Consider the following 25,596-nt stretch of genomic DNA (forward strand, 5'->3'; position numbering starts at 1 on the left):
TTTCTGAATTGAACCTTGCAACCGCGGGATGCCAAGCTGTCGCAAAGGTCATCTGAAAGGTCAACACATGTCCGACAGCAAGACGGCGCTCGTCATCAGCGCCCATGCCGCCGATTTCGTCTGGCGTTGCGGCGGGGCCATCGCCCTGCATGCGCAGACGGGGTATAATGTCACGGTGGTCTGCCTCTCGTTCGGCGAACGCGGTGAATCCGCCAAGCTGTGGAAAGAGCCCGGAATGACGCTGGACCGCGTGAAGGACGCGCGCCGCAAGGAATCCGAACAGGCGGCCAAGGCGCTTGGGGTGCATGATCTGGTCGAGTTCGACCTTGGGGATTATCCCCTGCACCTGGAACAGGAAGACAAGTTCCGGCTGGTCGATGTCATCCGCAAGGTGCAGCCCCGCTTCATGCTGAGCCATTCGCAGTTCGATCCCTACAACACCGACCACATGTATGCGACGCAGGTGGCGCTCGAATGCCGGATGATCGCGCAGGCCTGGGGACATAACCCCGGGGAAAAGGTGCTGGGCGCGCCGCAGCTTTACCTGTTCGAGCCGCATCAGACCGAGCAGATGGGCTGGAAGCCCGACACCTTCCTTGACATCACGCCGGTCTGGGACCGCAAGCGCGCGGCGATCGAATGCATGGCCGGCCAGGAACATCTGTGGGACTACTACACCCGCGTTGCCGAAAACCGTGCCAACCACTTCATGCGGAATTCCGGCGGGCAGTCGGGCGGGCGCAAGGCGAAATATGCCGAGGGCTTCCAGTCGGTCTTCCCGCGCACCGTGGACGAGCTGTAATCATGGAACCGTGCCACGACATCGCGCATCTTGGTCATGTCGAGATGCTGACCGACCGGTTCGAGGAAAGCCTTGATTTCTTTACCCGGATCTACGGGTTGAAGCTGTCGGGGCAGGACGAGAACAGCGCCTGGCTTCGTGCCTGGGATGACTACGAATACCACTCGCTCAAGCTGACCCGCGCCGACAGGACCGGCGTGGGCCATATCGGCTATCGCGCCGCAAGCCCCGAGGCGCTGGCCCGCCGCGTGGCCGTGATCGAGGCGTCTGGCTACAAGGTGCACGGCTGGGTCGAGGGCGATCCGGGCCATGGCCGGGCCTTCCGCTTCGAGGATCCGTTCGGCCATGTGTTCGAGATCTATTACGACACCACCTGGTATCGGCCGCAAGAGGCGGCGGAGCGGCCGGCGCTCAAGAACACGGCTTCGGCCTTCACCGGTGCGCCGCCGCGGCGTCTGGATCACCTGAACCTTCTGGCCGCCGATGTGTCCGAGTTCCGGCGCTTCATGGAAACCTGTCTTGGTGCCCGCGTCACCGAGATGATCCAGCTGGACAATGGCCGCATCGGCGGCTGCTGGTTCACGATCAACAACAAGACCTATGACCTTGCCTGCACCGAGGAACACGGCGGCGGCCACGCGCGCCTGCATCACGTCACCTATGCCACCGACCAGCGCGAGGATATCCTGCGCGCGGCCGACATCTTCCTGCAGAATGGTGTCCATATCGAAACCGGGCCGCACAAGCATGCGATCCAGGGCACGTTCTTCCTTTACGTCTGGGAACCCGCGGGCAACCGGGTCGAGCTTGCCAATGCCGGGGCGCGGCTGATCCTTGCCCCCGACTGGCAACCGGTGGTCTGGACCGAGGCCGAGCGTCGCAAGGGCCAGGCCTGGGGGCTCAAGACCATCGAAACCTTCCACACGCATGGAACCCCGCCACTCGGAAAGGAGCACTGACATGGGTGTTGTTGTCCAGAACATCGAACGCGCGGCGACCGACACCATTGAGGGGCTGGCCGAGGCCGGGGTGGCCACGGTTCACGAGGCACAGGGCCGGGTCGGCTGCCTTTCATCCCGCATGCGTCCGATCTATCCGGGCGCCCGGATCGCCGGAAGCGCGGTGACGATCAGTGCGCCCCCGGGTGACAACTGGATGCTGCATGTGGCGATCGAACAGCTGAAAGAGGGTGACATCCTTGTGCTTGCCCCGACCAGCCCCTGTGACAACGGCTATTTCGGCGATCTGCTTGCCACCAGCGCAATGGCGCGCGGCTGCCGGGGCCTGATCATCGACGCGGGCGTGCGCGACGTGCGCGACCTGACCGAAATGGGCTTTCCGGTGTGGTCCCGTGCGATCAGCGCGCAGGGCACCGTCAAGGAAACGCTGGGCAGCGTGAACATTCCCGTGGTCTGCGGGGACCAGATGATCGAGGCCGGCGACGTGATCGTCGCCGACGATGATGGCGTCTGCGTCGTGCGTCGCGCGGATGCCGATCAGGTGCTTGCCGCGGCGCGCAAGCGTGTTGCGGCGGAAGAGGCCAAGCGGCAACGCCTGGCTGCGGGCGAACTTGGGCTGGACATCTACGACATGCGCCGGCGGCTGGAAGAAAAGGGCTTGCGCTACATCTAGGTTCCGGCCCGTTCCTGGGTCTGGGTCTGGGTCTGGGTCTGGGTCTGGGTCTGGGTCTGGGTCTGGGTCTGGGTCTGGGTCTGGGTCTGGGTCTGGGTCTGGCGATCATGGCGCGGCAAAGCGGAGTTGCGGACGATGAGTTACGATGAAACCGGCATCCCCTGCCTCTGGATGCGGGGCGGCACATCCAAGGGTGCCTATTTCCTGGCCCGGGATCTGCCCGCGGACCGGGCCGCCCTCGAGGCGCTGCTGCTTGCGATCATGGGCTCGCCCGATCCGCGGCAGATCGACGGAATCGGCGGCGGCGATCCGCTGACCTCGAAGGTCGCGATCCTGTCGCCCTCGTCGCGCGATGATGCGGATGTCGATTACCTGTTCCTGCAGGTTTTCGTCGATCAGGCGCTGGTTTCGGATGCCCAGGCCTGCGGCAATATCCTTGCCGGCGTCGGCCCGGCGGCTGTCGAACGTGGCCTGGTCCCCGCGCAGGAGGGCACGACGCCGGTTCGGATCCACATGCTGAACACCGGCGAGGTCTCCACGGCGGTCGTTCCGACTCCGGGCGGGCGCGTGACCTATCGCGGCGACCAGGCAATCGACGGGGTCCCGGGCCACCACGCCGCCATACCGCTGATGTTCGGCGATGTTGCAGGATCGATGTGCGGGGCGCTGCTGCCCACGGGGCGCACGGTTGACATGATCGATGGCATCGCCTGCACCCTGATCGACAACGGTATGCCCTGCGTGATCCTGCGCGCGGCTGATCTGGGTCTGACCGGCCAGGAAACCCCCGCCACGCTGGAAGCCGACACGGCTCTGCGGGAGCGGGTGGAACATCTCCGGCTGCTCGCCGGTCCGATGATGAACCTGGGCGATGTCGCCCCGAAAAGCGTGCCGAAGATGACGCTTGTCTCGCCACCGACGGCAGGGGGGGTGATCGCGACGCGCAGCTTCATCCCGCATCGCTGCCACACCTCGATCGGCGTGTTCGCGGCGGTCAGCGTCGCCACCGCCTGCACCCTTCCAGGCAGCCCCGCCGCCGAGGTTGCGCAGTTGCCACCGACCGACCTCTTCGCCGTCGAACATCCCGGCGGCGCGGCCGAGGTGCGGCTGGAGCGGGATGCCGAGGGCAAGGTGTTGCGGGCGGGCACGATCCGGACGGCGCGAAAGCTGTTCGACGGCAGGGTGTTTCCGCGCTGACGGAACCACACAGCCAGGCGTGGCGCGGAAGCGCCGGGCCGGTGTGCCTTGCGGCGCGGCTCGGCACAGCTATGACGAGGAGAGAACCACCATGAGCGTCACGGTCACCGACACACTCCGCCTCGGCCTCATCGGCTTTGGCGAGGCCGCCGAAGCCTTTGCCACCGGCTGGGGGCGCGAACTCACGGCCCATGCCCGGGCCTATGACGAGAAATGCGACAATCCCGAGACCGAGACCCTGCCGCTCGAACGGATGCGCCGTTCGGGCGTCGCCCCGGCTGCGACCCGTGCCGAGGCTCTGGCGGGTGCAGAGGCCGTATTCTGTCTTGTGACCGCCGACCAGGCGGTGCGTGCTGCCGAACAGGCGGCGCCCTGTCTGGCGCCGGGGGCCTTCTGGTTCGACGGCAACAGCTGTTCGCCGGGCGCCAAGCGCAAGGCGGCCCAGCTGGTCGAGGCTGCGGGCGGACGCTATGTCGATGTGGCGATCATGGCTCCGGTTCATCCGCGGCTGCATCGCACGCCGCTGCTGATCGCGGGGCCTCATGTCGGGAAGGCTGGCGCGCTGCTCGAACGGCTCGGGATGGTGGCGAAGCCGGTGGGGGAAACCGTCGGCGAGGCATCGGCCATCAAGATGATCCGCTCGGTCATGATCAAGGGGATGGAGGCATTGACCGCCGAATGCCTTCTCGCTGCCCGCCGCGCCGGGATCGAAGAGCGGGTGCTGCAATCGCTTCAGGCCTCGAACCCCGGAATCGACTGGCCGAACCAGGCCGCCTATAATCTCGAACGGATGATGGTGCACGGCAAGCGCCGCGCCGCCGAGATGCGCGAGGTCGCAGTGACGCTTACGGAACTGGGCCTTCCCAACGGTGTCGCCTCGGCCACGGCCGACTGGCAGCAGCGGATCGGGGATCTGGCGCTGCCGGCGGGCGAGGATGCCTTCGCCGACCGGGCCGACGCGATCCTGAAGCGGCTTTAGGCGCAGCCGGTCCGGCCAGGACGATGCGTTCGCACGTCGCCTCGGGGATCTGCCGGATGCCGGTTTTGGCGATTTCAGGTCTGGCATCCCGGGCGGCTTGCGGGGGAAGCGGAGCCCCTCCCGACCAGACACGGCCCGGAATTCGGCATCCGGGAATGCCGGCGGGCGCCGGCGCCCCGGCCGCGCGCACCGCTGCAGATACGAAACGGGGCGATTGCGCAGGCGCTTGACGGCCTTTGCGGCCACAAGAGACCGGGCGCGCTGGCGGTCAGGACATGCCGGCGGCCGTCTGGCGCAGCTGGTTGAGGAAATCGCGTTGCGCGCGGGTGGGTTCCCAATCGGCGCGGGTGGTGACACCGATTGCGCGCCGCGCGTTTTCCAGCGCCACCGGCAGAATGCTCAGCGTCTCGGCCTCGACCTCGGCCTGCATCCGTGACAGCCCGCCGAGATAGTCGCTGTCGCGCAGGATCTCGCGCAAGAGGCTCACCGATGAGGTCTCGACCACGTCAAGCGGCGGATTGTCGGCCAGCGCCGCATCAAGCACCGCCCGCAGCGGGGTCGAGCGGCGGGGCATCACCCAGGGGAAGCCGCGCAGATCCTCGAAGGTCAGTCCTGCCCGCGCAGCAAGCGGATGGCCCCGGCGTGCCACCACGGCGGCCTCGTCATCGAACAGCCGTTCCTGGTGGATGTCGTCGATCGGGCTGGGCAGGCGCAGCGCGCCCAGCATCAGGTCGATGTCGCCCCGGCGCAGGCCCAGCAGCAGTTCGTCATAGCGGCCGTCGATGATCTGCAGGGGCAGGGCGGGGCGTTGCCGGCGAAAGGCCAGAATTGCGCGTGGCAGCCAGCCCGATCGCGACAGCGGCAGCGCGCCGATCACGATGCGGCCCACCTCGCGCCCCTCGAGGTTGCCCAGATCCGCCCGCGCCTGTTCAAGCTCGGCCAGGGCAAGCCGCGCCGCCTGTGCCAGCTGCAACCCTGCCCGTGTGGTGATCAGGCCATGGGCCGTGCGCTGGAAGAATACCGTGCCCGCCGCCTGTTCCAGCGTCGTGGTCGCGCGATGCACCGTCGGCTGTGCCAGCCCCAGCCGATGCGCGGCCAGCGTGAAGCTCTCGGCCTCGGACACCGCGACCAGCGCCGCCAGTTGCGGCCAGGTCGCCTGGAAACGGATCTGGCGCGCCATTTCCGACATCACCTGATCCAGCCGCGCGATCGCGCGCGCGGCCCGATGGTGCAGAACCTCGCCGGCTTCGGTCAGGAACAGCCCATGCGGGTTGCGCAGGAACAGCGCATGTCCGGTCTGGCGCGACAGCTTGGCCATGGCCTGCGTGACCGCGGGTTGCGACACGTGGCAGAGTTCGGCCGTGCGTGTGGCGGACCCTGTCCGACCCAGGATCAGGAACATCCGCAAATGGCGGATACTGGGGGGCGAAGGTTCGGTTCCGGCGGCCATGATCGGCTCTGCCCTCTCTGCATCGGGATCGGGCCCTGAATGCGCCATTTGCGGCGGCTCTGCAATCACCCGGCACAGGGCAGGGGGGAAGGCCCCACCGCCCGCAGCCGGAACCGATCCCGCACACCACGGTTGACCCCTGTCAGACAGAGGAGGCACGAATGAAGATCCCTTATCATCGCGCATCTGCCGGCATTGCCCTGGGGGCAGCTCTGATTGCGGCACCGGTCCTGGCTCAGGAAACCGCAATGGCCTGTGAGAGCCAGCAGAGCCTGCAACAGGTTCTTGAGAGCAATGGCAGCATTCAGCCCGACGATTGCCGCCCCATCGGCATCGCGCAGCTTGAGGCCTCGGGGCGGTCCCTGTGCCTGATCGACCTGTCACAGCAGGATGGCGGGTTGATCGATGATCTGCGGGGCGTTGCCGCCGCGCAGGAATGGTGGCTGGACTGTTCGGAACTGACGCGCCTTGCCGATCCGGCGCCGTGATGGTGCCGCCCTGGTGCCCGAGCGTTGCCACATGAGCGGGGCGATCCTGTTCGACGGCTGGTCCGGCCCGTTGCGGATCCTGACCGTGGGCACGCTGGCCTATCTGGGGCTTGTGCTGCTGCTGAGGCTGACCGGCAAGCGGACCCTGAGCAAGATGAACGCCTTCGATCTGGTGGTGACGGTCGCGCTGGGATCGACGCTTGCCACGGTGCTGCTGGATCGTGACGTGCCGCTGCTCGAGGGGCTTGCCGCCCTGGGCCTGCTGGTCCTTCTGCAATATGTCATCACCTGGGGTTCGGTGCGGTCGCCCACGCTGCGCCGTCTGGTGAAAAGCGAGCCGAGCCTTCTGGTGCGCGACGGAAGCTATCTTCCCGGTGCCATGCGGCAGGCCCGGGTCACGCGCGATGAAGTCGATGCGGCGCTGCGCCAGCACGGGGTCGGCGATCTGTCGCAGGTTCGCCTGGTGGTTCTGGAAACCGATGGATCGCTCAGCGTGGTGACCTGAGGCCCGCGTCAGGCATCGCGCGCCGCAACGCCAGCCAGATACTGATCGGCGAACTGCGGATCATGGCGCGCCATCTTGCGCAAGACGGGCGCGAAATAGCTGTTGAGCTGCGCGATCGTCTCGGGCTGAAGCTCGTGAAGGTGCCGTCCGGGCAGGATGTCGCTGCCTTCCCACTTGTTGCCGATCCAGCGTGGATTGCCGGCAAGCGCCTCGGGCCGCTCCAGCGCCAGGGCCTTTTCGCAGCGGGCATCGGGGGTGAAGCCGGTAAAGGTGATCAGGCTGGCGATCAGCCCGTCGAAATCGCAGCACAACCGCGCATAGGTCGCAAGAAGCACATTTTCAGCCGGGGCCTGTTCCAGCAACCAGAAGTAGGTGTCGTAAAAGCGCCGCTCGGCCGGGGTTTCGAGCCGCGAGAGGATCCAGGCATCGATCCCCTGAGCGCGGACCCGTTCGCGGCGGGCCCGCGTTTCGGCTTCCGTTTCATGGGCGGCAGGGTGGCTGAACTGCCAGTGGTAGATGTTGCAGAGCCGGTCGCGCGGATCCCGGAAGTTCACAAGAAAACGGTAATCGGCCAGTGGCATCTTCCGGTTGAACCGGCCGGCGCTGTTGTGCAGCAGGATGTGACCGGTCTTCGGCGGAACGGTCCGCTCGATTTCTTCGCGCGAGAGGCCTTGAAGCACGTCGCGGAAATAGCGCACGAAGGTCATGCGTCCGCCGTTCAGGGCCTCGATGATCCGCACGAGCGAGCCGGTGCCGCTGGTCGGGGTGCTGTAGAGGATGATGCTCTGATCGGTCACGCGCGCCCCCTGGTCCGGCGCAGTATAGAGCCATAGCCGGGGCAGGGGAATGCGTTTCTGGCCGCCCGGGATCTCTGCGCCCCCTGTGCCGGAAGGCCGGAACAGGCGCGATCGCCCGCAGGGGTCGCAGCTGCGGTCGGGGTGCTGTCGCGTCCGCATCAGCCGCGCGCCGCCTGTGGCTCTGCGGCCTGCCTGCCTGCCTGCCGGGCCGGTGAACGGGCACGGGGAGAAGACGCCTGCGCCAAGGGATTGCGGTCTCTGCCGGTTTCCTCGGGCGGAACGGGCACGAACCCGCCCCGGTCCGGCCCGGCTGTCCTGGGGCGCCCGGGGGATTCTGGATCGCCGAAGCGACCGCATTTGGCGCAGACACCAAATGCGTTCCTCGCGAAAAGGTCGCGTCATGACCCAGGATAAGGCGTTCTGCCGCATGGGGCCCGGCGGGCGGCTTGCGCTTCCCGCTCGCACTTGAAAGGGCGCGGCGCAGCGCCGTCAGGTGAATCGGACAGCGGGCGCCTTGCCCGGCGGATCGCTGCCGGAGGTGCCGGCGCGTTTGTGCGCTTCGCATGGCGAGGATCCGACCCTTGGTCTGGTGCGGGCAAGACCTGCCACGATGCTTCAGCTGACGTGGCCGCGGAACCGGGGGGTTCACCCTTCTGGCCAGGAGAGGATGGTGGGTCGTGACGGATTCGAACCGCCGACATTCTCGGTGTAAACGAGACGCTCTACCAACTGAGCTAACGACCCGACGCGGGCGGGTATTAGACCGGGCGGCAAGCTTTGGCAAGGGGCGATGCGTCAGGCTTTCGGCGCGCGGCGATCCGCAGGAGGGGTGCGGGCCGTCGGCGGGCCGCGTGGCAACCGCCCCTGCGCAGCGACCGCGCTGCGGCACAGGGACGGGATCCGGAAAGGAAGCGCCCAGCCGGCCCCTGTTACGGCTGGAGGTGGCGTTGCAACAGGCCGGGATCCTGCCGCGGCAATCGACGGACCGGATCAGCCGGGAAGAACCGCCATCACCGCGCCGGTGTCGATCTGCTTGATGAAATCCACCCGCTCGCCGTTCCAGTGATAGGCGAAATGCGCCCCCTGGGCCGGGATCGGGATCACGTCGGGCCAGAAGACGGCGATACAGCGGCCGCCGGCGTAGCGCAGGCTGGGCCAGGTGATCCCGTTTGCCCCTTCGGCGCGCCGCCGCGCCCCATAGCGCTGGGAGGCGCTGTAATCCTCGGGGTGAAGCAGGTCCCCCAGCCCTGCAACATCGTCCAGATCGGCATCGACCGTTCCGATCAGTTCCCGGAACTGCGCCGTCCAGCCCGGCGCCTCGTTGGTGGCGCGCATGAAGCGGCTGTGATGATGGACGGTTTCGGCAATGGCGACTTCGGTGCTGTCTCCGGCATAGTAAAGGCCGAAGCTGCCGTCGCTGAACCGCCCCGGCCGCAGGGGCGAACAATGGACGAAGGGGGCCATGAGCCAGCTCGCACCCGGCCCGGACACCCGCCGCGCCACGGGCACCTTTGACAGATCACCGATGCTGTCACGCAGCCGGGGGTTGAACTTGGCCTCGGCCGAGGCCAGCGCCTCCCAGTCGGCGGGGTCGGCGATGTCTTCGAACAGGTCGATCGGCGGATGGATGGTGCGGATGATGCGCACGCTGCGCGGCCAGTTCACCCGCTGTGACGGCGCTGTCACCATGCACCACGCTCGGCATCCAGATAGGCGCGCAGATCCAGAAGGTCGGTGATCTCGCCGCGCAGAAGGATGTCCAGCCCGCTTTGGCCGTCCAGCGCGGCGCTCGGGCTGCGGATCCAAGCGTAGCCGCGCGCGGGATCGCTGAACAGGTAGCGCAGGGCCTTGTGAATCCCCATCAGGATCGACATCCGCGCGCGCAGATCACGGTCGATCCGGCCGATATTGCCCTCTTTCCAGCGCGCCCAGGTGCGCGGCGACATGTCGCCCAGCAGCACGCGCGCCTCGGCATCGCTCAGCTGCCATTTGCGGAACAGGTTTACCGTGGCACGGGCGAGCGCGGCGGCCTCGGCATCCGTGATCGCTGGAACTCCGGGGCTTGGGGCGACGGGTTGCACGGTGGCGAATTGCATGGCGCTCTCCTTTGGCATCAAGATAGGCATTTTATGCCAAAAGGCAAGACATGACAGTGTTGCCCGCGGTGATGCGGCGTCGGTGTTCGCGCCGGTTTCGAGGGCAGGTGCAGGGCTTCGGCTCTTGGCAGCCGGTCTCCCGCCAGAGAGGGCGGGAAGCGACTCTGCCGAAGGGCAGACGCGGTGGGTGACCTGCGGGCGCCGGTTCCGCGATGGCTGTCCTCATCATGCATCCCTGCCGTGCTGCGGGTGCGCGCCGGCATCGCCGGTGGCTTTGGCATCGTGCTTCGGGCGGGGGCGCCAGCCCGGCCTTCCGGGATCATGACAGGTGGCGGACGCAACCCCTGCTGAAAGGAACAGAAGCGCCGGCTGGCGAGCCTGTGGTGTTCGATGCATTTGTGACGCTGCGCTCCGGTTTTCAGACCTGAACCGCCGCCCTTGGGCGCTGGAGCGGCAACGCCAGGCGGAGAGGTGCGGAATGACGACGCCGCGTCCAAAAGCGCCTGCTCGGGGTGCAAAGACCGCGCTCGGGTGCAGGTGCCCCCTCCGGCGCGATCGTTCTACCGATGGCGCAGCGGCCTGTGCGCCCGGCCACGATGCCGGAGGCGGGCCGGCGTGTGGCTCCGCTCAGCCGGCCGAGACACCTGAAACATCAATGATCCATTCGCCCCGGGATGCCCGGCGCGGGCGGAATCCCGCATGGCTTTTTGCGAATGGCATCACCACGTCGTTGGTCGGCGGGATCGTCGGAGACAGGCGCGATGCCACGTCCGGAAGATCCCGCGCGCGCAGCGGCGCGTGCCTCCGGGGTTGCATCCGATGCTCGTGGTACGGCTGACCGGGCGCCCGGTGCCGGTGCTCAATGGGTGGGACCGTCTCCGGTGCCTGTGCCGGGGCTTTCCGGCCGGGGGTGCCGACAAGGCGAAGCTCCGGCCCCGCGCGGGCAGGGCCGGAGGGGGGCGTCACTGGGCGAGAACCACAAGCGCGTGGCGTTTCTTGCCGGCGGTCAGCTTCAGCGGCTCGGCGAGATCACCTGCGGCATAGAACTGCCCCGGATCGGTGACATCAATGTCGTTGACCCGTGCACCGCCCTCGGTGATCAGCCGTTTGGCGTCCTTGCCGGATTTCGACAGGCCCGAGCGCACGAAGAGCTGCGCAAGGCTGATCCCCTCGGCAATCTCGGCCGCGTCCAGCGCCAGCGTCGGAAGATCATCGCCCACGCCGCCCTTCTCGAACACCTCGCGCGCCGTCGCCTCGGCCGCCGCCGCCGCCTCGGGGCCGTGGCAGAGGCTCGTCACCTCATTGGCAAGGATGATCTTGGCCGCGTTGATCTCGGCCCCCGCCAGCGCACCCAGACGGTCGCATTCCTCGACCGGAAGCTCGGTGTAAAGCTTCAGGAACCGGCCCACGTCGGCATCGGTCGTGTTGCGCCAGAATTGCCAGAACTCATAGGGGCTCAGCATGTCGGCATTCAGCCACATGGCGCCGCCTGCCGATTTGCCCATCTTGCGCCCGTCCGAGGTGGTCAGCAGCGGCGAGGTCAGCCCCCAGACCTCATGGTCGATCACCCGGCGCGTCAGGTCCACGCCATTGACGATGTTGCCCCACTGGTCCGACCCGCCCATCTGCAACAGGCAGCCATAGCGGCGGTTCAGTTCCAGGAAGTCATAGGCCTGCAGGATCATGTAGTTGAATTCGAGGAAGCTCAGCGACTGCTCCCGGTCCAGCCGCGACTTGACCGATTCAAACGACAGCATCCGGTTCACGCTGAAATGCCGCCCGATGTCCCGCAGGAATTCGAGGTAGTTCAGGTTGTCGAGCCATTCGGCATTGTTCAGCATGATCGCATCGGTCGCGCCCTCGCCGTAGCGGAGGTATTTCGCGAAGACCTGCTTCATGCCGGCGATGTTCTCGTCGATCTGGTCGGGCGTCAGCAGCGGGCGTTCATCGGAGCGGAAGCTCGGGTCGCCCACCTTGGTGGTGCCGCCGCCCATCAGCGTGATCGGCTTGTGCCCGGTCTTCTGCAGCCAGCGCAGCATCATGATGTTGAGCAGATGGCCCACATGCAGCGACTTCGCCGTCGCGTCATAGCCGATATAGGCAGGAACGACCCCCTTGACCAAAGCCTCGTCCAGCGCCTGATAATCGGTGCAGTCGGCAAGATAGCCGCGCTCGATCATCACACGCATGAAGTCTGATTTCGCATGGTATGTCATCGGGGTCTTCCCTTGTTTCAGTGCCTCCGTCTATAGCTTTCATGCAAGGGAAGGGAAAGCACCATGAACGCCATCTGGGCTTTGGGCACGATGTCGGGCACTTCGCTTGACGGGGTCGATGCGGCGTTTCTGCGGACCGATGGCGAAAGCATCAGTGCCTTTGGCGAAACCGCCTATCGCGCCTATGCCGAGCCTGAACGCGAGGTCATTCGGCGTGCCTTCGGCCTCTGGCCGGGCGATGACGGGGTGGCCGAGGCCGCCGCCCTGGTCGAGGCGGCGCATGTCGCGGTTCTGGGGCCACTAGCCTCGGGGGCCGATCTCGTGGGGTTCCACGGCCAGACGCTGGCCCATGATCCGGGCGGGCGGGGCACGCATCAGGCGGGCGACGGCGCCGAAGTGGCGCGGCGCCTCGGGCTGCCGGTTGCCTGGGATTTCCGCAGCGCGGATGTGGCAGCAGGTGGGCAGGGCGCGCCGTTGGCCCCCTTCTTCCACCACGCCTGCGCCCGCTGGGCGCGGCTTGGTCAGCCGGTGGCGTTCCTGAACCTTGGTGGCGTGGGCAATGTGACCTGGGTGGACCCTGCCGCGCCCCGCCCCGAGGACCCGGGCGCCCTGGTTGCCTTCGATACCGGTCCGGCGAATGCGCCGCTCAACGATCTGCTGCTCGCGCGGCACGGGATGGCGCAGGACGAGGGCGGGCTGCTTGCGCTTTCCGGCCAGGCCGATGCGGAGGTGGTGCGCGCCTTCCTGTGCAACGACTGGCTGTTGCGTTCCCCGCCCAAATCGCTCGATCGCCATTTCCCCGATCTTCTGGCTGCGGTGGAAGGGTTGTCCGTTGCCGATGCGGCGGCGACGCTGGTGGCTGCGGCCACGGCCTGCGTTGCGGCTTCGTTTGCGCATATGCCTGCCCGGCCGGCCCTGCTTCTGGTCTGTGGCGGGGGGCGGCACAACCGCGCGCTGATGGAGGGGCTTGCCGCCGCCGCGCCCTGTCCCGTCGCGCCGGTGGAAAGCATCGGGCTGAACGGCGACATGCTCGAGGCGCAGGCCTTCGCCTATCTCGCCGTCCGGGTGCAGCGCGGCCTGCCCCTGTCGGCGCCGATGACAACCGGCGTGCCCCGGCCACTGCCTGGTGGGCGCATCAGCCTGCCCTGACCGGCTGTCACCCGGGGCTGCCCGGCGAGGCTGCGGTGCCTGGGCGCTCGGAGGTCCGGCAGCAACGGCCAGCGGGGCCATCAGCGAGGATCATCCCTGGACGGCCCGTCCAACCGGGCGGTGAATCTGCTGTGGCGCGGGGCGCCAGGGTCGGGGGCTCCGACGCCAGGCCGCCCGCACCGCCGGCGAGTTCATCGCGCCACCTGCACCTCCCCGGGCGGCACAGCGGATGGCTCTCCCCGGGGCAGTTCCGGGCCCACGCGCCGCGGTCTGGGTAACGACCAGCCAGCCACCACCAGATCGGATCAGGCGCCGCCGCATTCACCCGCTCCACCGCGCGGGCGCAGCCCGCGCCCGGCCCAACGGGATGAGATGCGCCAGCATCGAAGACGGGCGGGAGGGCTACGCCCCGATCTCGAACCCGGGCGGAGCAAGTTCGAACCCGTCGAACCGGAACCCGGGGGACACCGTGCAGCCCACAAGCGTCCAGTCGCCGGTCGTCTCGGCCGCCTGCCAGTGATGCGGGGGCACGATGATCTGCGGCTCCTCGCCGGCCAGCAGATCCGGCCCCAGCCGATGCGCAAGCGCGGGGCCAGCGGCATCGGCGGCGATCCGCAGCACCAGCGGCGCTCCGGCATGGAAATGCCAGATCTCGGTCGCGTCCACCCGGTGCCAGTGGCTGCGTTCGCCTGCGGCCAGCAGGAAATAGATGCAGGTGCCGCTGGGCCGCCCCGCGCCTTCGGCCACCCAGGTCTGCCGATACCAGCCGCCCTCGGGGTGGCGCTCCAGCCGCAGCCGTTCGATCAGATCCTGAGCCGTCATTGCCGCCTCCAAAGAAAAAGGCCCGGGGCAATGCCCGGGCCGATCCCTTACTTCAGAACCGAGCGGCCGGCATATTCCGCCGTTTCGCCCAGCATTTCCTCGATCCGGATCAGCTGGTTGTATTTCGCCAGCCGGTCCGACCGCGAGAGGCTGCCGGTCTTGATCTGGCCGCAGTTCGTTGCCACCGCGAGGTCGGCGATGGTCGCATCCTCGGTCTCGCCCGACCGGTGGCTCATCACCGAGGTGTAGCGCGCGCGGTCGGCCATGCGCACGGCGTCCAGCGTCTCGGTCAGGGTGCCGATCTGGTTCACCTTGACCAGCAGGCTGTTCGCGCAGCCCCGGGCGATGCCTTCGGCCAGGCGGGTCGGGTTGGTCACGAACAGGTCGTCCCCCACCAGCTGCACCTTGCCGCCCAGGCGATCGGTCAGCATCTTCCAGCCGTCCCAGTCATCCTCGGAACAGCCATCCTCGATCGAGATGATCGGATAGTCGCCGCAAAGCGCCGCCAGATAATCGACGTTCTCGGCCGCCGACAGCGTCTTGCCTTCGCCCGACAGCACGTAGCTGCCGTTCTTGTAATACTCGGTCGCCGCGCAATCGAGTGCGAGGTAGATGTCTTCGCCCGGCCGGTATCCCGCCTTCTCGATGGCCTTCAGGATGAAATCCAGCGCGTCGCGGGTGCTCGACAGGTTGGGGGCAAAGCCGCCCTCGTCACCGATGCTGGTGGACAGGCCCGCCGCCGACAGTTCCTTCTTCAGCGTGTGGAACACTTCCGACCCCATCCGCACCGCCTCGCGGATGTTGTCCGCGGCGACCGGCATGATCATGAATTCCTGGATGTCGATCGGGTTGTCGGCATGTTCGCCGCCGTTGATGATGTTCATCATCGGCACCGGCAGCACGCGGGCCGAGGTGCCGCCCACATAGCGGTAAAGCGGCTGCATCGTCGCCTCGGCCGCGGCCTTGGCCACCGCCAGGGACACGCCAAGGATCGCGTTCGCGCCCAGCCGGCCCTTGTTCGCGGTGCCGTCAAGCTCGATCATCGCCCGATCGATCGCCACCTGCTCGGTCGCATCATAGCCGACCAGCGCCTCGGCCAGTTCGCCGTTCACGGCCTCGACCGCGGCCAGCACGCCCTTGCCAAGGTACCGGCCCTTGTCGCCGTCGCGCTTTTCCACCGCCTCATGGGCGCCCGTGGATGCGCCCGACGGAACCGCGGCCCGGCCCAGCGAGCCATCCTCCAGGATCACGTCCACCTCGACCGTCGGGTTGCCCCGGCTGTCAAGGATCTCGCGGCCGATGATGTCGATAATCGTGCTCATGTTTCGTCCTTCTTCAATGGCACGCCATAAAGCTCCAGCCGGTGGCCTTTCAGCCGATAGCCAAGGCGCGCGGCGATGCGTTCCTGCAGTTCTTCGATTTCCGGGTCGATGAACTCGATCACCTCGCCCGAATTCATGTCGATGAGGTGGTCGTGGTGGTCGCGTTCAGCGTCTTCGTAACGGGCGCGCCCGTCGCCGAATTCGTGCCGGTCAAGGATGCCGGCCTCTTCGAACAGCTTGACGGTGCGGTAGATCGTGGCGATCGAGATCCGGGGATCTATTCCGCTGGCGCGGGCATAAAGCTCTTCGACATCGGGATGGTCGTCGGCGTCCTGCAGCACCTGCGCGATCACGCGGCGCTGCCCTGTCAGGCGCAGGCCCTTCGCCTCGCAGCGCGTGATGATGCTGTCCCTCATGGCACGTCCCGGCCCGTTTCTGAGCCGGGTTCTAGGGGATTTGCGGGCGGGGGGCCAGCCTTTTCGCACCCGGCCGGGTCATCTGCAGGTGGGGGCGCCCGGCGCGCCTGCGCAACCTGTCGTTGTGGGGCTCAGGTGCCGCAGAAGGTGCGCTGCACCACCTCGTCAGGCATCGGGGCCACACGCAACGGCTCGGCCCCCGGGGCGGGGTCGAACGGATTCCGCAGCGCGGCATGAAGTTGCTCGAACGGGGCGTAGTCGCCCTCGAGGGCGGCGGCAATCGCCTCTTCGACGCGATGGTTGCGGGGGATGATCGCGGGGTTGATGCGCCGCATGGCCTCCTGCGCCTGGGGCAGGGGGCGACCCTCGGACTCGAGCCTTGCCATCCATTGTGCGTGCCAGGCGTCAAAGGCGGCGCGGTCCAGGAATTCGTCACGTGCAGTGCCTTCGGCGAGGCCACGGAACACGCGGGTGAAATCCGCCTGGCCCTGCGCCATCCGGGTCAGCAGCAGGTCGATCAGGGCAAGATCGCCGTCCTGCGCCGTGGCAAGGCCCAGCTTGGCGCGGAACCGGGCCAGCCATTCGGCCTGATAGAGATCGGCAAAGCCATGCACGATGGCCGTCGCCTCCTCCACAGCCGCGTCGCGGTCGCCCATCAGGGGCAGAAGGCAGGTGGCGAACTGCGCCATGTTCCAGACCGCGATCTGCGGCTGGTTGGCATAGGCATAGCGGCCCTGCTGGTCGATCGAGGAAAAGACCTTTTCGGGGTGATAGACATCCATGAAGGCGCAGGGCCCGTAATCAATGGTGATCCCGCCGACATGGCTGTTGTCGGTATTCATCACCCCGTGGATGAAGCCGAGCGCCATCCACTGCGCGACCAGCCGCGCCTGACCGGCAACGGCCGCGCGCAGAAGGTCGGCGGGGGACTGCGCTTCGGGAAAGTGGCGGGCGATGGCGTGATCTGCCAGCAGGCGCAGCGCCTCTTCGTCCTGGCGCACGGCAAAGAACTGGAAGGTGCCCACGCGGATATGGCTGGGCGCCACCCGGGTCAGCACGGCGCCGGGCAGGGCGCGTTCGCGATAGACGGTTTCGCCGGTCGTGACGGCGGCAAGGGCGCGGGTGGTGGGCACACCGAGGGCATGCATCGCTTCCGACAGGATGTATTCGCGCAACACCGGGCCGATCCAGTTGCGCCCGTCGCCCATGCGCGAAAAGGGCGTCCGCCCCGCGCCTTTCAGTTGCATGTCCCAGCGCTGCCCCTCAGGGCTCAGAACCTCGCCCAGAAGGATCGCGCGCCCATCGCCCAGTTGCGGGGTAAAGCCGCCGAACTGATGCCCGGCATAGGCCTGTGCCAGCGGCTGCGCGCCCGGTGGCACAAGGTTGCCCGCGAACATCGCGATACCTTCGGGGCTGCGCAGCGCCTCGGGGTCAAGGCCCATGTCAACCGCAAGCGCATCATTCAGCGCGATCAGGCCCGGCGCGCCGACCGGGACCGGATCAAGCCGCGCGTAAAAGCGGTCGGGCAGGCGGGCATAGCTGTTGTCGAACGGAATATGCAGGGTCATCGGCGTCTCCTTTCCCGAAAGATAGGGTCGGAAACCCCGAATGGGAGGGCGGTGCCCGCCGTTCTGCGATCAAAGCCGGCCGATCCGCTCGGTCAGAAGGGCAAAGAAGCCCTCCGCATCCAGATCGCCGATCCAGAGCGCGTTGGCCGGGCGGTCGGTCACGCCCCACCAGTCGGCGACGGTCATGCCGGTGGTGAAGCTGCCCTCTGTCTCGATCTCGACGTTGATGCGCCGGCCGGAAAACAGCTCGGGGCGGATAAGCCAGGCAACGGCACAGGGATCGTGCAGGGGCGCGCCGGCGCTGCCGTATTTCTCCTTGTCGAAGCGTTCGAAAAAATCGGTCCAGGCGGCCACCATGCGCCCCGGCTCGGTGCCAAGCGCACGGAAGGCTTCCACCCGCTCGGCGGTGGTCAGGGCCTTGTGCGTGACGTCAAGCGACATCACCACCAGCGGAGCGCCCGACCCGAAGACGATCTGCGCCGCCTCGGGGTCAACATAGATGTTGAACTCGGCCGCGGGGGTGATGTTGCCCACCTCGAAATAGGCGCCACCCATCAGCACGATCTCCTGCACGCGGCCTATGATGTCGGGGGCCTGCTGGAAGGCGGTGGCGATGTTGGTCAGCGGGCCGATCGGCACCAGGGTCACCGTGCCTGACGGTTCGCGCCGCAGTGTCTCGATGATGAAATCGACTGCGTGCATCTCCTGCAGCGGCATGGCCGGATCGGTCATCACCGGCCCGTCAAGGCCCGTCTTGCCGTGAACATGTTCCGCGGTCACCAGCTTGCGCGCCAGTGGCGCCGCGCAGCCGGCAAAGACCTTGATGTCGGGGCGCCCGGCCAGTTCGCAGACAATCCGCGCGTTCTTCTGCGTAAGCGACAGCGGCACGTTGCCGGCAACGGCGGTGATGCCCAGAAGCTCGATTTCGGCCGGGCTGCCGAGGGCGAGAAGGATGGCGACGGCATCGTCCTGTCCGGGATCGGTGTCGATGATGATCTTGCGCGCGGTCATGGGATCTCCTGTCTTGCGGGGTGAGGAAACCGCATGGGCGGGGGCTTGTCCAGAGCCTGCAATCCGCACCCCGAGTGACGCCACGATCTGCCGCGCGATGCCCGGAATGCGACACCGATGCGCCTTCAGGACCTTCCAGAGAAAGGGGAGGGCCACCAGGATCTGATGCCCGAGGGTGGGCGAGGCGGGGCAAGGAGGGCCTGTCCCGCGGTGACGTGTGCCTCGGGCTGCCGGCCACCGGCGCGTCGCGGATCGTCCAGCGACCGACAATCCGGGCGTACGGGGCCGGCGAGTCGGCTCAGGATTGGTGGTGACGACCTTCTTGCCGCGGACAACGCCTTGTAATCCCGTAGCCTTCATCAGCCTTCATCAGCCTTCATCAGCCTTCATCAGTCTCTCCACGTGCAGAGGGCAATGTCACGGCCGTTGCGGCGCAGCTGATGCCAGACCTTTCGCGCCCCATAACGCCCCCGGCTGCCATCGACGGCCCGCTTGATGCGTCCATGGCCAGCCGATCCTGCCTGGCCCGGTCCGAGGCCGGTTCCCGATCACGCTCCACAGCCCTGAAGGCGTTATACCTCGTGGGTGCAATCCCCGAACCCGGCCGATAGGCCCGACCCGCTTGCGCCACGATGATCCTCAATGAACGTGATCATTTGCGGAACGGGCGGTCGAGCTCCGCCGCCGCGGAATACGCCCTCGCCTTCTTCACGGTCTCGTCGGCCCGGGCAGTTCACGGACCTCGCGCTCAAGTCCCTTGATCCGGTCCTTCTCCGCGCGCGTCAGACCGCCACGCCGACCGGCATCACGTTCGGCCCGCTGGCACCAGACACGCAGACTGTCAGGCGACAGCCAAGCTTCGGCGCGATCGCCTTGCAGGCAGCCCTGTCGCTGGCATCATCGCCGGGGTTCTCCCGGGAAAGCCGAACGCTGCCTTCGCGCAACTCGGCCGTACAGGCGGGGGTGAATCCCTCCCTTGTCACAGGGCTCATCCTCTGAGTGTCTTGCCCTCCGGGAAACCGGGGCGGTTCATTTTCCCCCTTGCACCCGCCGAACCTTCAGACTAAATCGCCCCCAATGACCACCAGCGCGGAGAGGTGCCGGAGCGGTCGAACGGGGCGGTCTCGAAAACCGTTGTGGGGGTGACTCCACCCAGGGTTCGAATCCCTGTCTCTCCGCCATTATCTCCCATAAGTGATTGTTTTTCAATGCTTGGTTGACGACATCGCGAGGCTCACCGCCTTCTGTCCCGCCAACCTCAAAACGCTGTGTTGTGAGCAGAAGCTCGACTGCCGGGTCACAAGGCGCAGCGAACACGCCTTCGCTCAGGCATGTTGATAATTATTTCTCAGATCGGCGCTCATCCGGAGCCAAGGTCGCTATAGACTGTAGGGTAGACGGTTTCGCACCCGTCTGCTCCTCACCGTTCTATAAGGCCATGCACCGGGTCCAGCTCGGCGAGGCGCCGCAGCTGCTGGAGGTGGGCGAGAGCGGCGAGTTCAAGCGCGGCACGCTTGGCGAGAGCAAGGAGAGCTACAAGGTCAAGACCTATGGCCGGGTGGTCGCGATCACCCGCCAGACGCTGATCAACGACGATCTCGACGCCTTCACCCGGATCCCGGCGATGTATGGCAACTCCATTGCTCAGCTCGAAAGCGACGTCGTCTGGGGCATCATCACCGCGAACCCGGCGATGGCCGACGGCAACGCGCTGTTCCACACCACGCACAAGAACCTCGCGGGCACCGGTGCCGCGCTGGATGTGGCGAGCGTCGGCGCGGCCCGGGCGCCGATGGCGCTGCAGACGGGCCTCGACAAGAAGACGGTGCTGAACATCCGCCCTGCCTTCCTGATCGTGCCCGCGGCCCTCGAACTGAAGGCCGAGCAGCTGGTCGCGCAGAACCTTGTGCCTGCCGACAGCGCCAAGGTCGTCCCGCAGTCGATCCGCACGCTCTCGCCGATCAGCGAGCCCCGCCTCGACGCGGCCAGCGCCACCGCCTGGTATCTGGCGGCGAGCCCGAACCAGATCGACACCATCGAGTACGCCTATCTCGAGGGTCAGCAGGGCGCCTATATCGAGACCCGCAACGGGCTTCGACGTCGACGGAGTCGAGATCAAGTGCCGCCTCGACTTCGGCGCCACGGCCATTGACTGGCGCGGCCTCTACAAGAACCCGGGCGCGTAAGGTCAGAACAGGCCGTAGAGGTCGCGCCCTCCGTGCACAGCGCGGACGATCTCGATGTCGTCGCCGACCATCCGATAGAGCAGCAGGTAGGAACCGCTCACCAGATAACGCAGCCCCGGGCGGATATCGTCCCGGGCCGGACCCATCTGAGGATTCCGGGCAAGGTGAGCGGCGGCCTCGTCCAGCCTGTCGAGGACACGGTCGGCCGCGGACGGATCGTCCTCGGCGATGTGTGTCCAGATCGCGATCAGATCCTCGCGGGCGGCGCGCGTGAAATAGACCTGCAGCATCAACGATCAGGAAACGCTGCGGCGGTTGCGCGCCTCGCGCTTGATGTCGGCCATCGTGGTGCCCGGTACGCTGCGCCCGCTCGCGAGTCCCTCGTCCCAGAGTTGCCCGACCACGCGCCGGGCCCGCCACTCACGCAGCGCCTCGCGGACCACCTCGCTCGAGGAGGCATAGGAGCCGCTGCCCACTGCCTCCTGCAGGAGCGCAGCATGCTCGTCGGTGATGGAAATGCTGATCTTGCCTGCCATGTCGGATCCTCCTTTTTCGAAGGTAGGAAAAATTCGTGCTCCCTGCAACCTCGACCAGAAGGAAAGTCCCCATGAAAAACTACGTCCAGCCCGGCAACACCATCACCTTGACCGCGCCTATGCCGTCGCCCCCGGCGATGGCCTAATCGTTAGTTCCATCTCGGCATCGCGGCCGGGGACGCCGCCGTCGGCGAGCCCGTCAAGACTGCACTCGTCGGCGTGTTCGATCTGACCAAGATCGGCAGCCAGGCGTGGGCTGTCGGAGCGACGGTTTATTGGGACGACACCAACAAGCGCTGCACCACGGTCGCCACCGACAACACGCTCATTGGCGTGGCGACCGAGGCCGTGGCGAGCGGCGCGGGCGACACCATCGGCCGGGTGCGCCTGAACGCGAGCTTCTGATGTCCGCCTTCGCCGCTGTCGTCGGCGCGCTCTTCGCCGATCCGAACGTCGGCCGGGACGCGGTCTACATCGCCGACGGCGGCGCGCCTGTCCTGGTGCGCATCGTCGCCGGGCGTGCTGACGCCATATCGGACTTTGGCGACGCCCGGCTCTGGTCCGAGACCACCCGCATCGACTTGCGCGTCGCCGAGGTGGGCAACCGGCGCCCCGGCGACCGCATCGAGATCGAGGGCGAGGCCTTCGTCATTCAGGGTGAGCCCGTCCGCGACCTCGAGCGGCTGATCTGGACCGTGGAATTGCGCCCAGTATGAGACTGAAGCTCGACATTGATCCCGACATCGTCGCGATGATGGCGGCCGAAGTCGCGGCAGGCGAACGCGCCGTCTCGGCCGCGATCCGCGAGGCCGGGTCCGGGCTGAAAGACGCCTGGCGCGCGCAGATCACCGGAGCAGGCCTCGGGGCCCGGCTCGCCCGCACCATCCGCGCCGAGCAGTTCCCGCAGGGCAAGCCCAGCCTCAGTGCAGCGGCACTGGTCTGGACGAAGGCCCCGGTCATCGTCGGCGCCCATGACACCGGTCCGCTGATCCGGTCGAAGAACGGCTTCTGGCTGGCGATCCCGCTTCCCGCCGCAGGCAAATCCCTGCGCGGCGGTCGGATCGCCCCCGGCGAGTGGGAACGCCGCTCGGGCTTGCGCCTGCGCTTCGTCTATCGACGCGCGGGGCCGAGCCTGCTCGTCGCCGAGGGACGGCTGTACACGAAGGGCGGCGCCGTGGCGTCACGGTCGAAAACCGGTCGGGGAGCGACCACGGTGGCGATCTTCCTGCTGGTGCCGCAGGTCAAGCTGCCGAAACGGCTGGATCTGGCGCGGGATGCGGACCGGGCGCTGGACAGCGTGCCGGGGTTGATCTTGGCTAAATGGGTGGAGGGCAGATCCGGATAATCACCCAACGTGGACCGTGACGTCGTATCCCAGAGACTTAAGAGATTTCGACGTTCTCCCATTTCGAGGCGGGAATCGATCCGGCAAGGCCCAGCTGACAAGTTCCCCCAATGCACTGACCCCGAGGCCTTCGATCTTCCATTTCGGGTCATGAAAGGCGGTCCAGAGGCGCTCAGGCAACTGTGCCTCCGGACCACCATAGAGGATGAACTTCAAGAGCTGCTTCACGTCATTGCCGCCAGCGGACTTGTCGCCCCAAATCCGTTTCGAGAGCGCGTCGACCTTTTCTGGTATGCTGTACGTCGTCCCGTCCTCACGAAGACCGACAGCCTTATTCGCGACGCGTCGCGCATAGTCTTTGATGGAATGTATGCGCATGCAGATCTCGCGAAAGGCCCCGTAGTCCATATTGTCGATGGCCTCGGCAGTGAGCGCCTCGCGCAACATCGGCGCGGTGGAATTCAACATGACGTCCTCTTCGGTCGGTGCCTTGGAGAGGTTGCGCCACCACTTGATAGCGTCTGCGAGAGCAGCATCAGGGTTCCTCTTGTTCTGTTCGAAATGCTCAGCGTAGAGGGCTCTGCGTCCGTCGAAGGTGCGCTGATAGTAGTGCGCATGGAGGAACTGGTCGCCCTGAGCGCCCGCAGGCGCATTGCTGTCAATCCACGAGGGTCTGTTCTCGGGCTTGCTCACCAAGTTTCCGATATCGCGCAGTTGTTGAAGCGTTGAGTGCCATTCCTCGAGGAATGCCTCCCGGCGCCGGTCAGTGGCCTTTTTCTTCGCTGTCTGCACGAGCCCGGACCACTTGTTGAAACTTGGGCTGTTCCAGAACTCTTCGGACGGTGGCTCCGAACGCATAATCTGCTTTTCGCGCTTTTGCATGACTCCGAGCAACTCGTCTGTCAGCGGCGTTGAGTTCCGATCGAGCACGTCGAAAAGTTCAAGGATATCTTCTGCCATTTCGTCTGTGATCTCGGCTTCGGGAAAGAAGCAGCCGGCCTCGACGTTCTTGTACCAAGCACTCGCTGTGAGGTTCGCGGATCCGATATAGAGACCGTACTCGCGCCACCAGATGACCTTTGCATGGTGATGCTGAACGAGGCGGCATTGGAACCGGGCCGACTTGCGGGCGAGAAATGCGGACAGGATGGAAGTCTTGACCGGCACGCCTTCGACCAGACGGCCATAATACTTGAGCCGGATCCTGTTGTTCCAGCACCAGTCAAACAGAAGGTCCATTTCTGTCGCGTAGGCGACCGCGGCCAAGACCTCTTGTGTCTCAGTGGCCGCGTTCAGCGTGATGTTAGTGAGATAGTTCCCGTTGATGCCGCCCATCATCAATTGCATCGTCGTCTCGCCGATTTGGTTACCGTTTCCATACATTAGACTAAAGGATGGCCATGCCCACCCTCCGCGAAACCATCCTCGCCGCTCTGCACGCGCGACTCTCGACGCTGCCCGCCACTGCCTTGCGCGGCGAGGTGCTGCCCGAGCGCGTGTCCGCAGCGGGTCTCCTGATCCTGCGCGACGGCGAGTCGGGAGAGCCCGAGGTGACGCTCTCGCCCCTGCGCTACCACTACCGCCACCGCGGCGAGATCGAGGCGGTCGTGCAGGGCGCTGATCGTGACGCGGCGTTCGACGCGCTCTGCGCCAGCGTCGGTGCAGCACTGGCCGCCGACCGCACGCTGGGTGGGCGATGCGACTGGGTCGAGGCGGAAGCCCCACGCCCCGTCGATCTACCCGTTGTCGGCGCGGCAAGCCTGAAGGCCGCCGTAATCCCGGTCATCCTCCACTACACCACGGGCGACCCGCTGGCCTGACCCCCAACACCACAGGAGACAAGACAATGGCACGAGCCCATGGGGCGCGGGCGCAGATGGCGCTGGCGTTCGAGACCACCTATCGCACGCCGCCCCAACCAGATGCAGAGGGGGGCGGCTACACGCGGATGCCCTTCGCCAGCACCACGCTGGGGGCCGAGCAGCTGCTGCTGAACTCGGAGCTGCTCGGCTATCCAGCAGATGCTGGACGACCGTTTTGTCGCCGACCTTCTCGCGAAGTCTGACGAGGAGGTTCTTGCCGAGGCCAGCGCGGATGGCCGCTCCGGACACCCTCTTTTGCAGGGGGCGGGCTCAGCGGATGCCGTCGCCCGCGGCGGCAACGGCCGCGATGACCCGCCGCCGCGTCAGACGGGCAGCTGACAGCCGAGGCCTGGCAAGCGTGCTGTCGTGCGCCAGGCCAGATACTCCGAAGGAGCCTGTCATGGCGGCCCGCGGCGCGGCATCAGGCGCGGGGATCATGATCCCCGCGCTTCGCAGAGGAACCGAAAACCTTGCGCTCTGCCGCTGCTTCACGCGACCTCTGTCACGATGGACTTGCGCGGTTTGCGCACCTTGACCATCGGCAAGAGCCAGTCGCCTGCCGGGTCGCGGTAACCCAATGGCATCAGCACGACCGAGCGCAGCCCCCGTTCCTGCAGGCCAAGGATCTCGTCCACGGCAGCGGGGTCGAAGCCCTCCATCGGCGTGCTGTCGACCTCCTGCTCGGCTGCGGCCACCAATGCGACACCCAGGGCAATATAGGCCTGACGGGCAGCATGGTCATGGTTTTCCCTGGCCTCGCGCGGCAGGTAGGCAGCCTTGAGGTTCTCGTAATAGCCGCGCAGCGTTGGCAGGTCGCCACGGGCATCGACGTTCAGCTTCACGACCTCATCAATTCTGTCTGCGGTGTAATTGTCCCAGGCTGCGAAAACCAGCAGGTGCGAGCCGTCGGTGATCTGTGCTTGCCCGCCCGCTGCTGCCGCGATCTGGTTGCGGACCTGCGCATTCGTCACGACGATCACTTCGTAGGGCTGCAATCCGCTGGAGGTGGGGGCCAGGCGGATCGCCTCGAGGATCGCATCGACCTTTTCCTGCGGCACTGCCTTGGCGGGGTCCATCTTCTTTGTGGCATAGCGCCAGGTCAGGAGATCGTTCAGCGTCTTCGGTGTCATGTTTTCGCTTCCGTTGTCAGATCTTGAAGAGCAGTATATATTTGTAACCGGATATCTAACGAGAACCAGAACCCGTCACAAGAAGGC

29 protein-coding genes, 2 tRNA genes, 1 pseudogene and 1 other annotated feature are annotated in these 25,596 nt (G+C 66.5%); of the genes and pseudogenes, 15 read left to right on the forward strand and 17 right to left on the reverse strand.

The features are described from left to right. The first annotated feature begins 67 nt into the window (after positions 1–67). From ACFQXB_RS05505 to ACFQXB_RS05515, 3 genes are read left to right on the forward strand one after another with little or no spacing between them, the layout of a single operon-like run. Positions 68–802: a PIG-L deacetylase family protein gene (locus tag ACFQXB_RS05505; RefSeq protein WP_377400332.1), complete on the forward strand. Its 735-nt coding sequence runs from the start codon at positions 68–70 to the stop codon at positions 800–802. Positions 803–804: 2 nt separating this feature from the next. Next, the gene (locus ACFQXB_RS05510; RefSeq protein WP_377400335.1) at positions 805–1,761 is read left to right on the forward strand and encodes a VOC family protein; all 957 of its coding nucleotides are present in this window, start codon (positions 805–807) and stop codon (positions 1,759–1,761) included. Between the two features lies 1 nt (position 1,762). Next, complete coding sequence (locus tag ACFQXB_RS05515) at positions 1,763–2,434, forward strand: 4-carboxy-4-hydroxy-2-oxoadipate aldolase/oxaloacetate decarboxylase (protein ID WP_377400338.1); 672 nt, start codon at positions 1,763–1,765, stop codon at positions 2,432–2,434. On the opposite strand, the gene ACFQXB_RS05520 is transcribed toward ACFQXB_RS05515, so the two are convergent. Continuing rightward, complete coding sequence (locus ACFQXB_RS05520) at positions 2,431–2,553, reverse strand: hypothetical protein (protein WP_377400341.1); 123 nt, start codon at positions 2,551–2,553, stop codon at positions 2,431–2,433. The genes ACFQXB_RS05515 and ACFQXB_RS05520 overlap by 4 nt on opposite strands. 16 nt (positions 2,554–2,569) lie before the next feature. Between ACFQXB_RS05520 and ACFQXB_RS05525 the strand changes: the two genes are divergently transcribed. Both ACFQXB_RS05525 and ACFQXB_RS05530 read left to right on the forward strand, forming a co-directional pair. Further along, a complete protein-coding gene (locus ACFQXB_RS05525) occupies positions 2,570–3,631 on the forward strand; it encodes a 4-oxalomesaconate tautomerase (protein WP_377400344.1) in 1,062 nt (353 codons plus the stop codon). 91 nt (positions 3,632–3,722) lie between these two features. Continuing rightward, entirely contained in the window at positions 3,723–4,610 is an 888-nt protein-coding gene (locus tag ACFQXB_RS05530; RefSeq protein ID WP_377400347.1) for an NAD(P)-dependent oxidoreductase, read from the forward strand. A gap of 268 nt (positions 4,611–4,878) precedes the next feature. Here ACFQXB_RS05530 and ACFQXB_RS05535 read toward each other — a convergent pair whose 3' ends face one another. Then, positions 4,879–6,060, reverse strand: a complete 1,182-nt coding sequence (locus ACFQXB_RS05535; protein ID WP_377400350.1) for a LysR family transcriptional regulator — start codon at positions 6,058–6,060, stop codon at positions 4,879–4,881. A gap of 161 nt (positions 6,061–6,221) precedes the next feature. Between ACFQXB_RS05535 and ACFQXB_RS05540 the strand changes: the two genes are divergently transcribed. Both ACFQXB_RS05540 and ACFQXB_RS05545 read left to right on the forward strand, forming a co-directional pair. Further along, on the forward strand, positions 6,222–6,548 hold the full coding sequence (locus ACFQXB_RS05540) for a hypothetical protein (RefSeq protein ID WP_377400353.1): 327 nt from the start codon (positions 6,222–6,224) through the stop codon (positions 6,546–6,548). A 31-nt stretch (positions 6,549–6,579) separates the two neighbouring features. Continuing rightward, positions 6,580–7,053, forward strand: coding sequence for a DUF421 domain-containing protein (locus ACFQXB_RS05545; protein WP_377400356.1), 474 nt, complete (start codon positions 6,580–6,582; stop codon positions 7,051–7,053). An 8-nt stretch (positions 7,054–7,061) separates the two neighbouring features. On the opposite strand, the gene ACFQXB_RS05550 is transcribed toward ACFQXB_RS05545, so the two are convergent. The 5 genes from ACFQXB_RS05550 to tyrS all read right to left on the reverse strand — a co-directional run bounded on the left by ACFQXB_RS05550 (position 7,062) and on the right by tyrS (position 12,162). After that, the gene (locus ACFQXB_RS05550; RefSeq protein WP_377400359.1) at positions 7,062–7,850 is read right to left on the reverse strand and encodes a hypothetical protein; all 789 of its coding nucleotides are present in this window, start codon (positions 7,848–7,850) and stop codon (positions 7,062–7,064) included. A 668-nt stretch (positions 7,851–8,518) separates the two neighbouring features. Next, a tRNA-Val gene (locus ACFQXB_RS05555) sits at positions 8,519–8,594 on the reverse strand. Between the two features lie 246 nt (positions 8,595–8,840). Further along, entirely contained in the window at positions 8,841–9,539 is a 699-nt protein-coding gene (locus tag ACFQXB_RS05560; RefSeq protein WP_377400362.1) for an RES family NAD+ phosphorylase, read from the reverse strand. Next, positions 9,533–9,946, reverse strand: a complete 414-nt coding sequence (locus ACFQXB_RS05565) for an MbcA/ParS/Xre antitoxin family protein (RefSeq protein WP_377400365.1) — start codon at positions 9,944–9,946, stop codon at positions 9,533–9,535. The genes ACFQXB_RS05560 and ACFQXB_RS05565 overlap by 7 nt, the downstream gene beginning before the upstream one ends. Positions 9,947–10,908: 962 nt before the next feature. Continuing rightward, positions 10,909–12,162 (reverse strand): tyrosine--tRNA ligase, encoded by a 1,254-nt coding sequence (gene tyrS, locus ACFQXB_RS05570; protein WP_377400368.1) that lies wholly within the window; start codon positions 12,160–12,162, stop codon positions 10,909–10,911. Between the two features lie 63 nt (positions 12,163–12,225). Here tyrS and ACFQXB_RS05575 point away from each other — a divergent pair, with 63 nt between their 5' ends. Then, positions 12,226–13,311, forward strand: a complete 1,086-nt coding sequence (locus ACFQXB_RS05575; RefSeq protein ID WP_377400371.1) for an anhydro-N-acetylmuramic acid kinase — start codon at positions 12,226–12,228, stop codon at positions 13,309–13,311. A 402-nt stretch (positions 13,312–13,713) separates the two neighbouring features. Here ACFQXB_RS05575 and ACFQXB_RS05580 read toward each other — a convergent pair whose 3' ends face one another. The 6 genes from ACFQXB_RS05580 to ACFQXB_RS05605 form a co-directional block, all read right to left on the reverse strand. After that, positions 13,714–14,133, reverse strand: coding sequence for a cupin domain-containing protein (locus tag ACFQXB_RS05580; RefSeq protein WP_377400374.1), 420 nt, complete (start codon positions 14,131–14,133; stop codon positions 13,714–13,716). Between the two features lie 47 nt (positions 14,134–14,180). After that, positions 14,181–15,455, reverse strand: a complete 1,275-nt coding sequence (eno, locus tag ACFQXB_RS05585) for a phosphopyruvate hydratase (RefSeq protein WP_377400377.1) — start codon at positions 15,453–15,455, stop codon at positions 14,181–14,183. Beyond that, complete coding sequence (locus tag ACFQXB_RS05590) at positions 15,452–15,871, reverse strand: Fur family transcriptional regulator (protein WP_377400380.1); 420 nt, start codon at positions 15,869–15,871, stop codon at positions 15,452–15,454. Before ACFQXB_RS05590 ends, eno begins: the two co-directional genes overlap by 4 nt. Positions 15,872–16,002: 131 nt before the next feature. Further along, positions 16,003–17,439 (reverse strand): protein adenylyltransferase SelO, encoded by a 1,437-nt coding sequence (locus ACFQXB_RS05595; protein ID WP_377400383.1) that lies wholly within the window; start codon positions 17,437–17,439, stop codon positions 16,003–16,005. Positions 17,440–17,508: 69 nt separating this feature from the next. Further along, positions 17,509–18,450 carry a nucleoside hydrolase gene (locus ACFQXB_RS05600; protein WP_377400386.1) on the reverse strand — a complete coding sequence of 314 codons (942 nt, stop codon included), beginning with the start codon at positions 18,448–18,450 and terminating at the stop codon, positions 17,509–17,511. Positions 18,451–18,839: 389 nt separating this feature from the next. Next, positions 18,840–18,947 (reverse strand): IS3 family transposase, encoded by a 108-nt coding sequence (locus ACFQXB_RS05605; RefSeq protein ID WP_377400746.1) that lies wholly within the window; start codon positions 18,945–18,947, stop codon positions 18,840–18,842. An 86-nt stretch (positions 18,948–19,033) separates the two neighbouring features. Then, positions 19,034–19,148: a sequence feature (AL1L pseudoknot), on the reverse strand. Between the two features lie 393 nt (positions 19,149–19,541). Between ACFQXB_RS05605 and ACFQXB_RS05610 the strand changes: the two genes are divergently transcribed. Beyond that, positions 19,542–19,631 (forward strand) — tRNA-Ser (locus ACFQXB_RS05610). Positions 19,632–19,888: 257 nt separating this feature from the next. Continuing rightward, positions 19,889–20,602 (forward strand): phage major capsid protein, encoded by a 714-nt coding sequence (locus tag ACFQXB_RS05615; RefSeq protein ID WP_377400390.1) that lies wholly within the window; start codon positions 19,889–19,891, stop codon positions 20,600–20,602. Between the two features lie 36 nt (positions 20,603–20,638). Here ACFQXB_RS05615 and ACFQXB_RS05620 read toward each other — a convergent pair whose 3' ends face one another. Both ACFQXB_RS05620 and ACFQXB_RS05625 read right to left on the reverse strand, forming a co-directional pair. Then, positions 20,639–20,926, reverse strand: a complete 288-nt coding sequence (locus tag ACFQXB_RS05620; protein ID WP_377400393.1) for a type II toxin-antitoxin system RelE/ParE family toxin — start codon at positions 20,924–20,926, stop codon at positions 20,639–20,641. 6 nt (positions 20,927–20,932) lie between these two features. Beyond that, positions 20,933–21,172 carry a ribbon-helix-helix domain-containing protein gene (locus ACFQXB_RS05625; RefSeq protein ID WP_377400396.1) on the reverse strand — a complete coding sequence of 80 codons (240 nt, stop codon included), beginning with the start codon at positions 21,170–21,172 and terminating at the stop codon, positions 20,933–20,935. Between the two features lie 219 nt (positions 21,173–21,391). Between ACFQXB_RS05625 and ACFQXB_RS05630 the strand changes: the two genes are divergently transcribed. Genes ACFQXB_RS05630 through ACFQXB_RS05640 form a run of 3 tightly spaced genes read left to right on the forward strand, consistent with a single transcriptional unit; the run spans position 21,392 to position 22,517 of the window. Further along, positions 21,392–21,577 (forward strand): capsid cement protein, encoded by a 186-nt coding sequence (locus ACFQXB_RS05630; protein WP_377400399.1) that lies wholly within the window; start codon positions 21,392–21,394, stop codon positions 21,575–21,577. Then, positions 21,577–21,888 (forward strand): head-tail joining protein, encoded by a 312-nt coding sequence (locus ACFQXB_RS05635; RefSeq protein WP_377400402.1) that lies wholly within the window; start codon positions 21,577–21,579, stop codon positions 21,886–21,888. Before ACFQXB_RS05630 ends, ACFQXB_RS05635 begins: the two co-directional genes overlap by 1 nt. After that, positions 21,885–22,517 carry a DUF6441 family protein gene (locus tag ACFQXB_RS05640; RefSeq protein ID WP_377400405.1) on the forward strand — a complete coding sequence of 211 codons (633 nt, stop codon included), beginning with the start codon at positions 21,885–21,887 and terminating at the stop codon, positions 22,515–22,517. Before ACFQXB_RS05635 ends, ACFQXB_RS05640 begins: the two co-directional genes overlap by 4 nt. Here the strand turns inward: ACFQXB_RS05640 and ACFQXB_RS05645 are convergent, their stop codons facing one another. Beyond that, a complete protein-coding gene (locus ACFQXB_RS05645; protein WP_377400408.1) occupies positions 22,518–23,864 on the reverse strand; it encodes a phospholipase D family protein in 1,347 nt (448 codons plus the stop codon). It abuts the gene before it with no gap. A 53-nt stretch (positions 23,865–23,917) separates the two neighbouring features. Between ACFQXB_RS05645 and ACFQXB_RS05650 the strand changes: the two genes are divergently transcribed. After that, positions 23,918–24,337: an acyl-CoA transferase gene (locus ACFQXB_RS05650; protein ID WP_377400411.1), complete on the forward strand. Its 420-nt coding sequence runs from the start codon at positions 23,918–23,920 to the stop codon at positions 24,335–24,337. 26 nt (positions 24,338–24,363) lie between these two features. After that, a pseudogene (locus ACFQXB_RS05655) lies at positions 24,364–24,552 on the forward strand (phage tail tube protein); the annotation flags it as partial. A 315-nt stretch (positions 24,553–24,867) separates the two neighbouring features. On the opposite strand, the gene ACFQXB_RS05660 reads toward ACFQXB_RS05655, so the two are convergent. Beyond that, positions 24,868–25,509 (reverse strand): nitroreductase family protein, encoded by a 642-nt coding sequence (locus ACFQXB_RS05660; RefSeq protein WP_377400414.1) that lies wholly within the window; start codon positions 25,507–25,509, stop codon positions 24,868–24,870. Between the last annotated feature and the right edge of the window lie 87 nt (positions 25,510–25,596).

Source organism: Halodurantibacterium daqingense, from assembly GCF_042666235.1.
Lineage (GTDB): Bacteria > Pseudomonadota > Alphaproteobacteria > Rhodobacterales > Rhodobacteraceae > Halodurantibacterium > Halodurantibacterium daqingensis.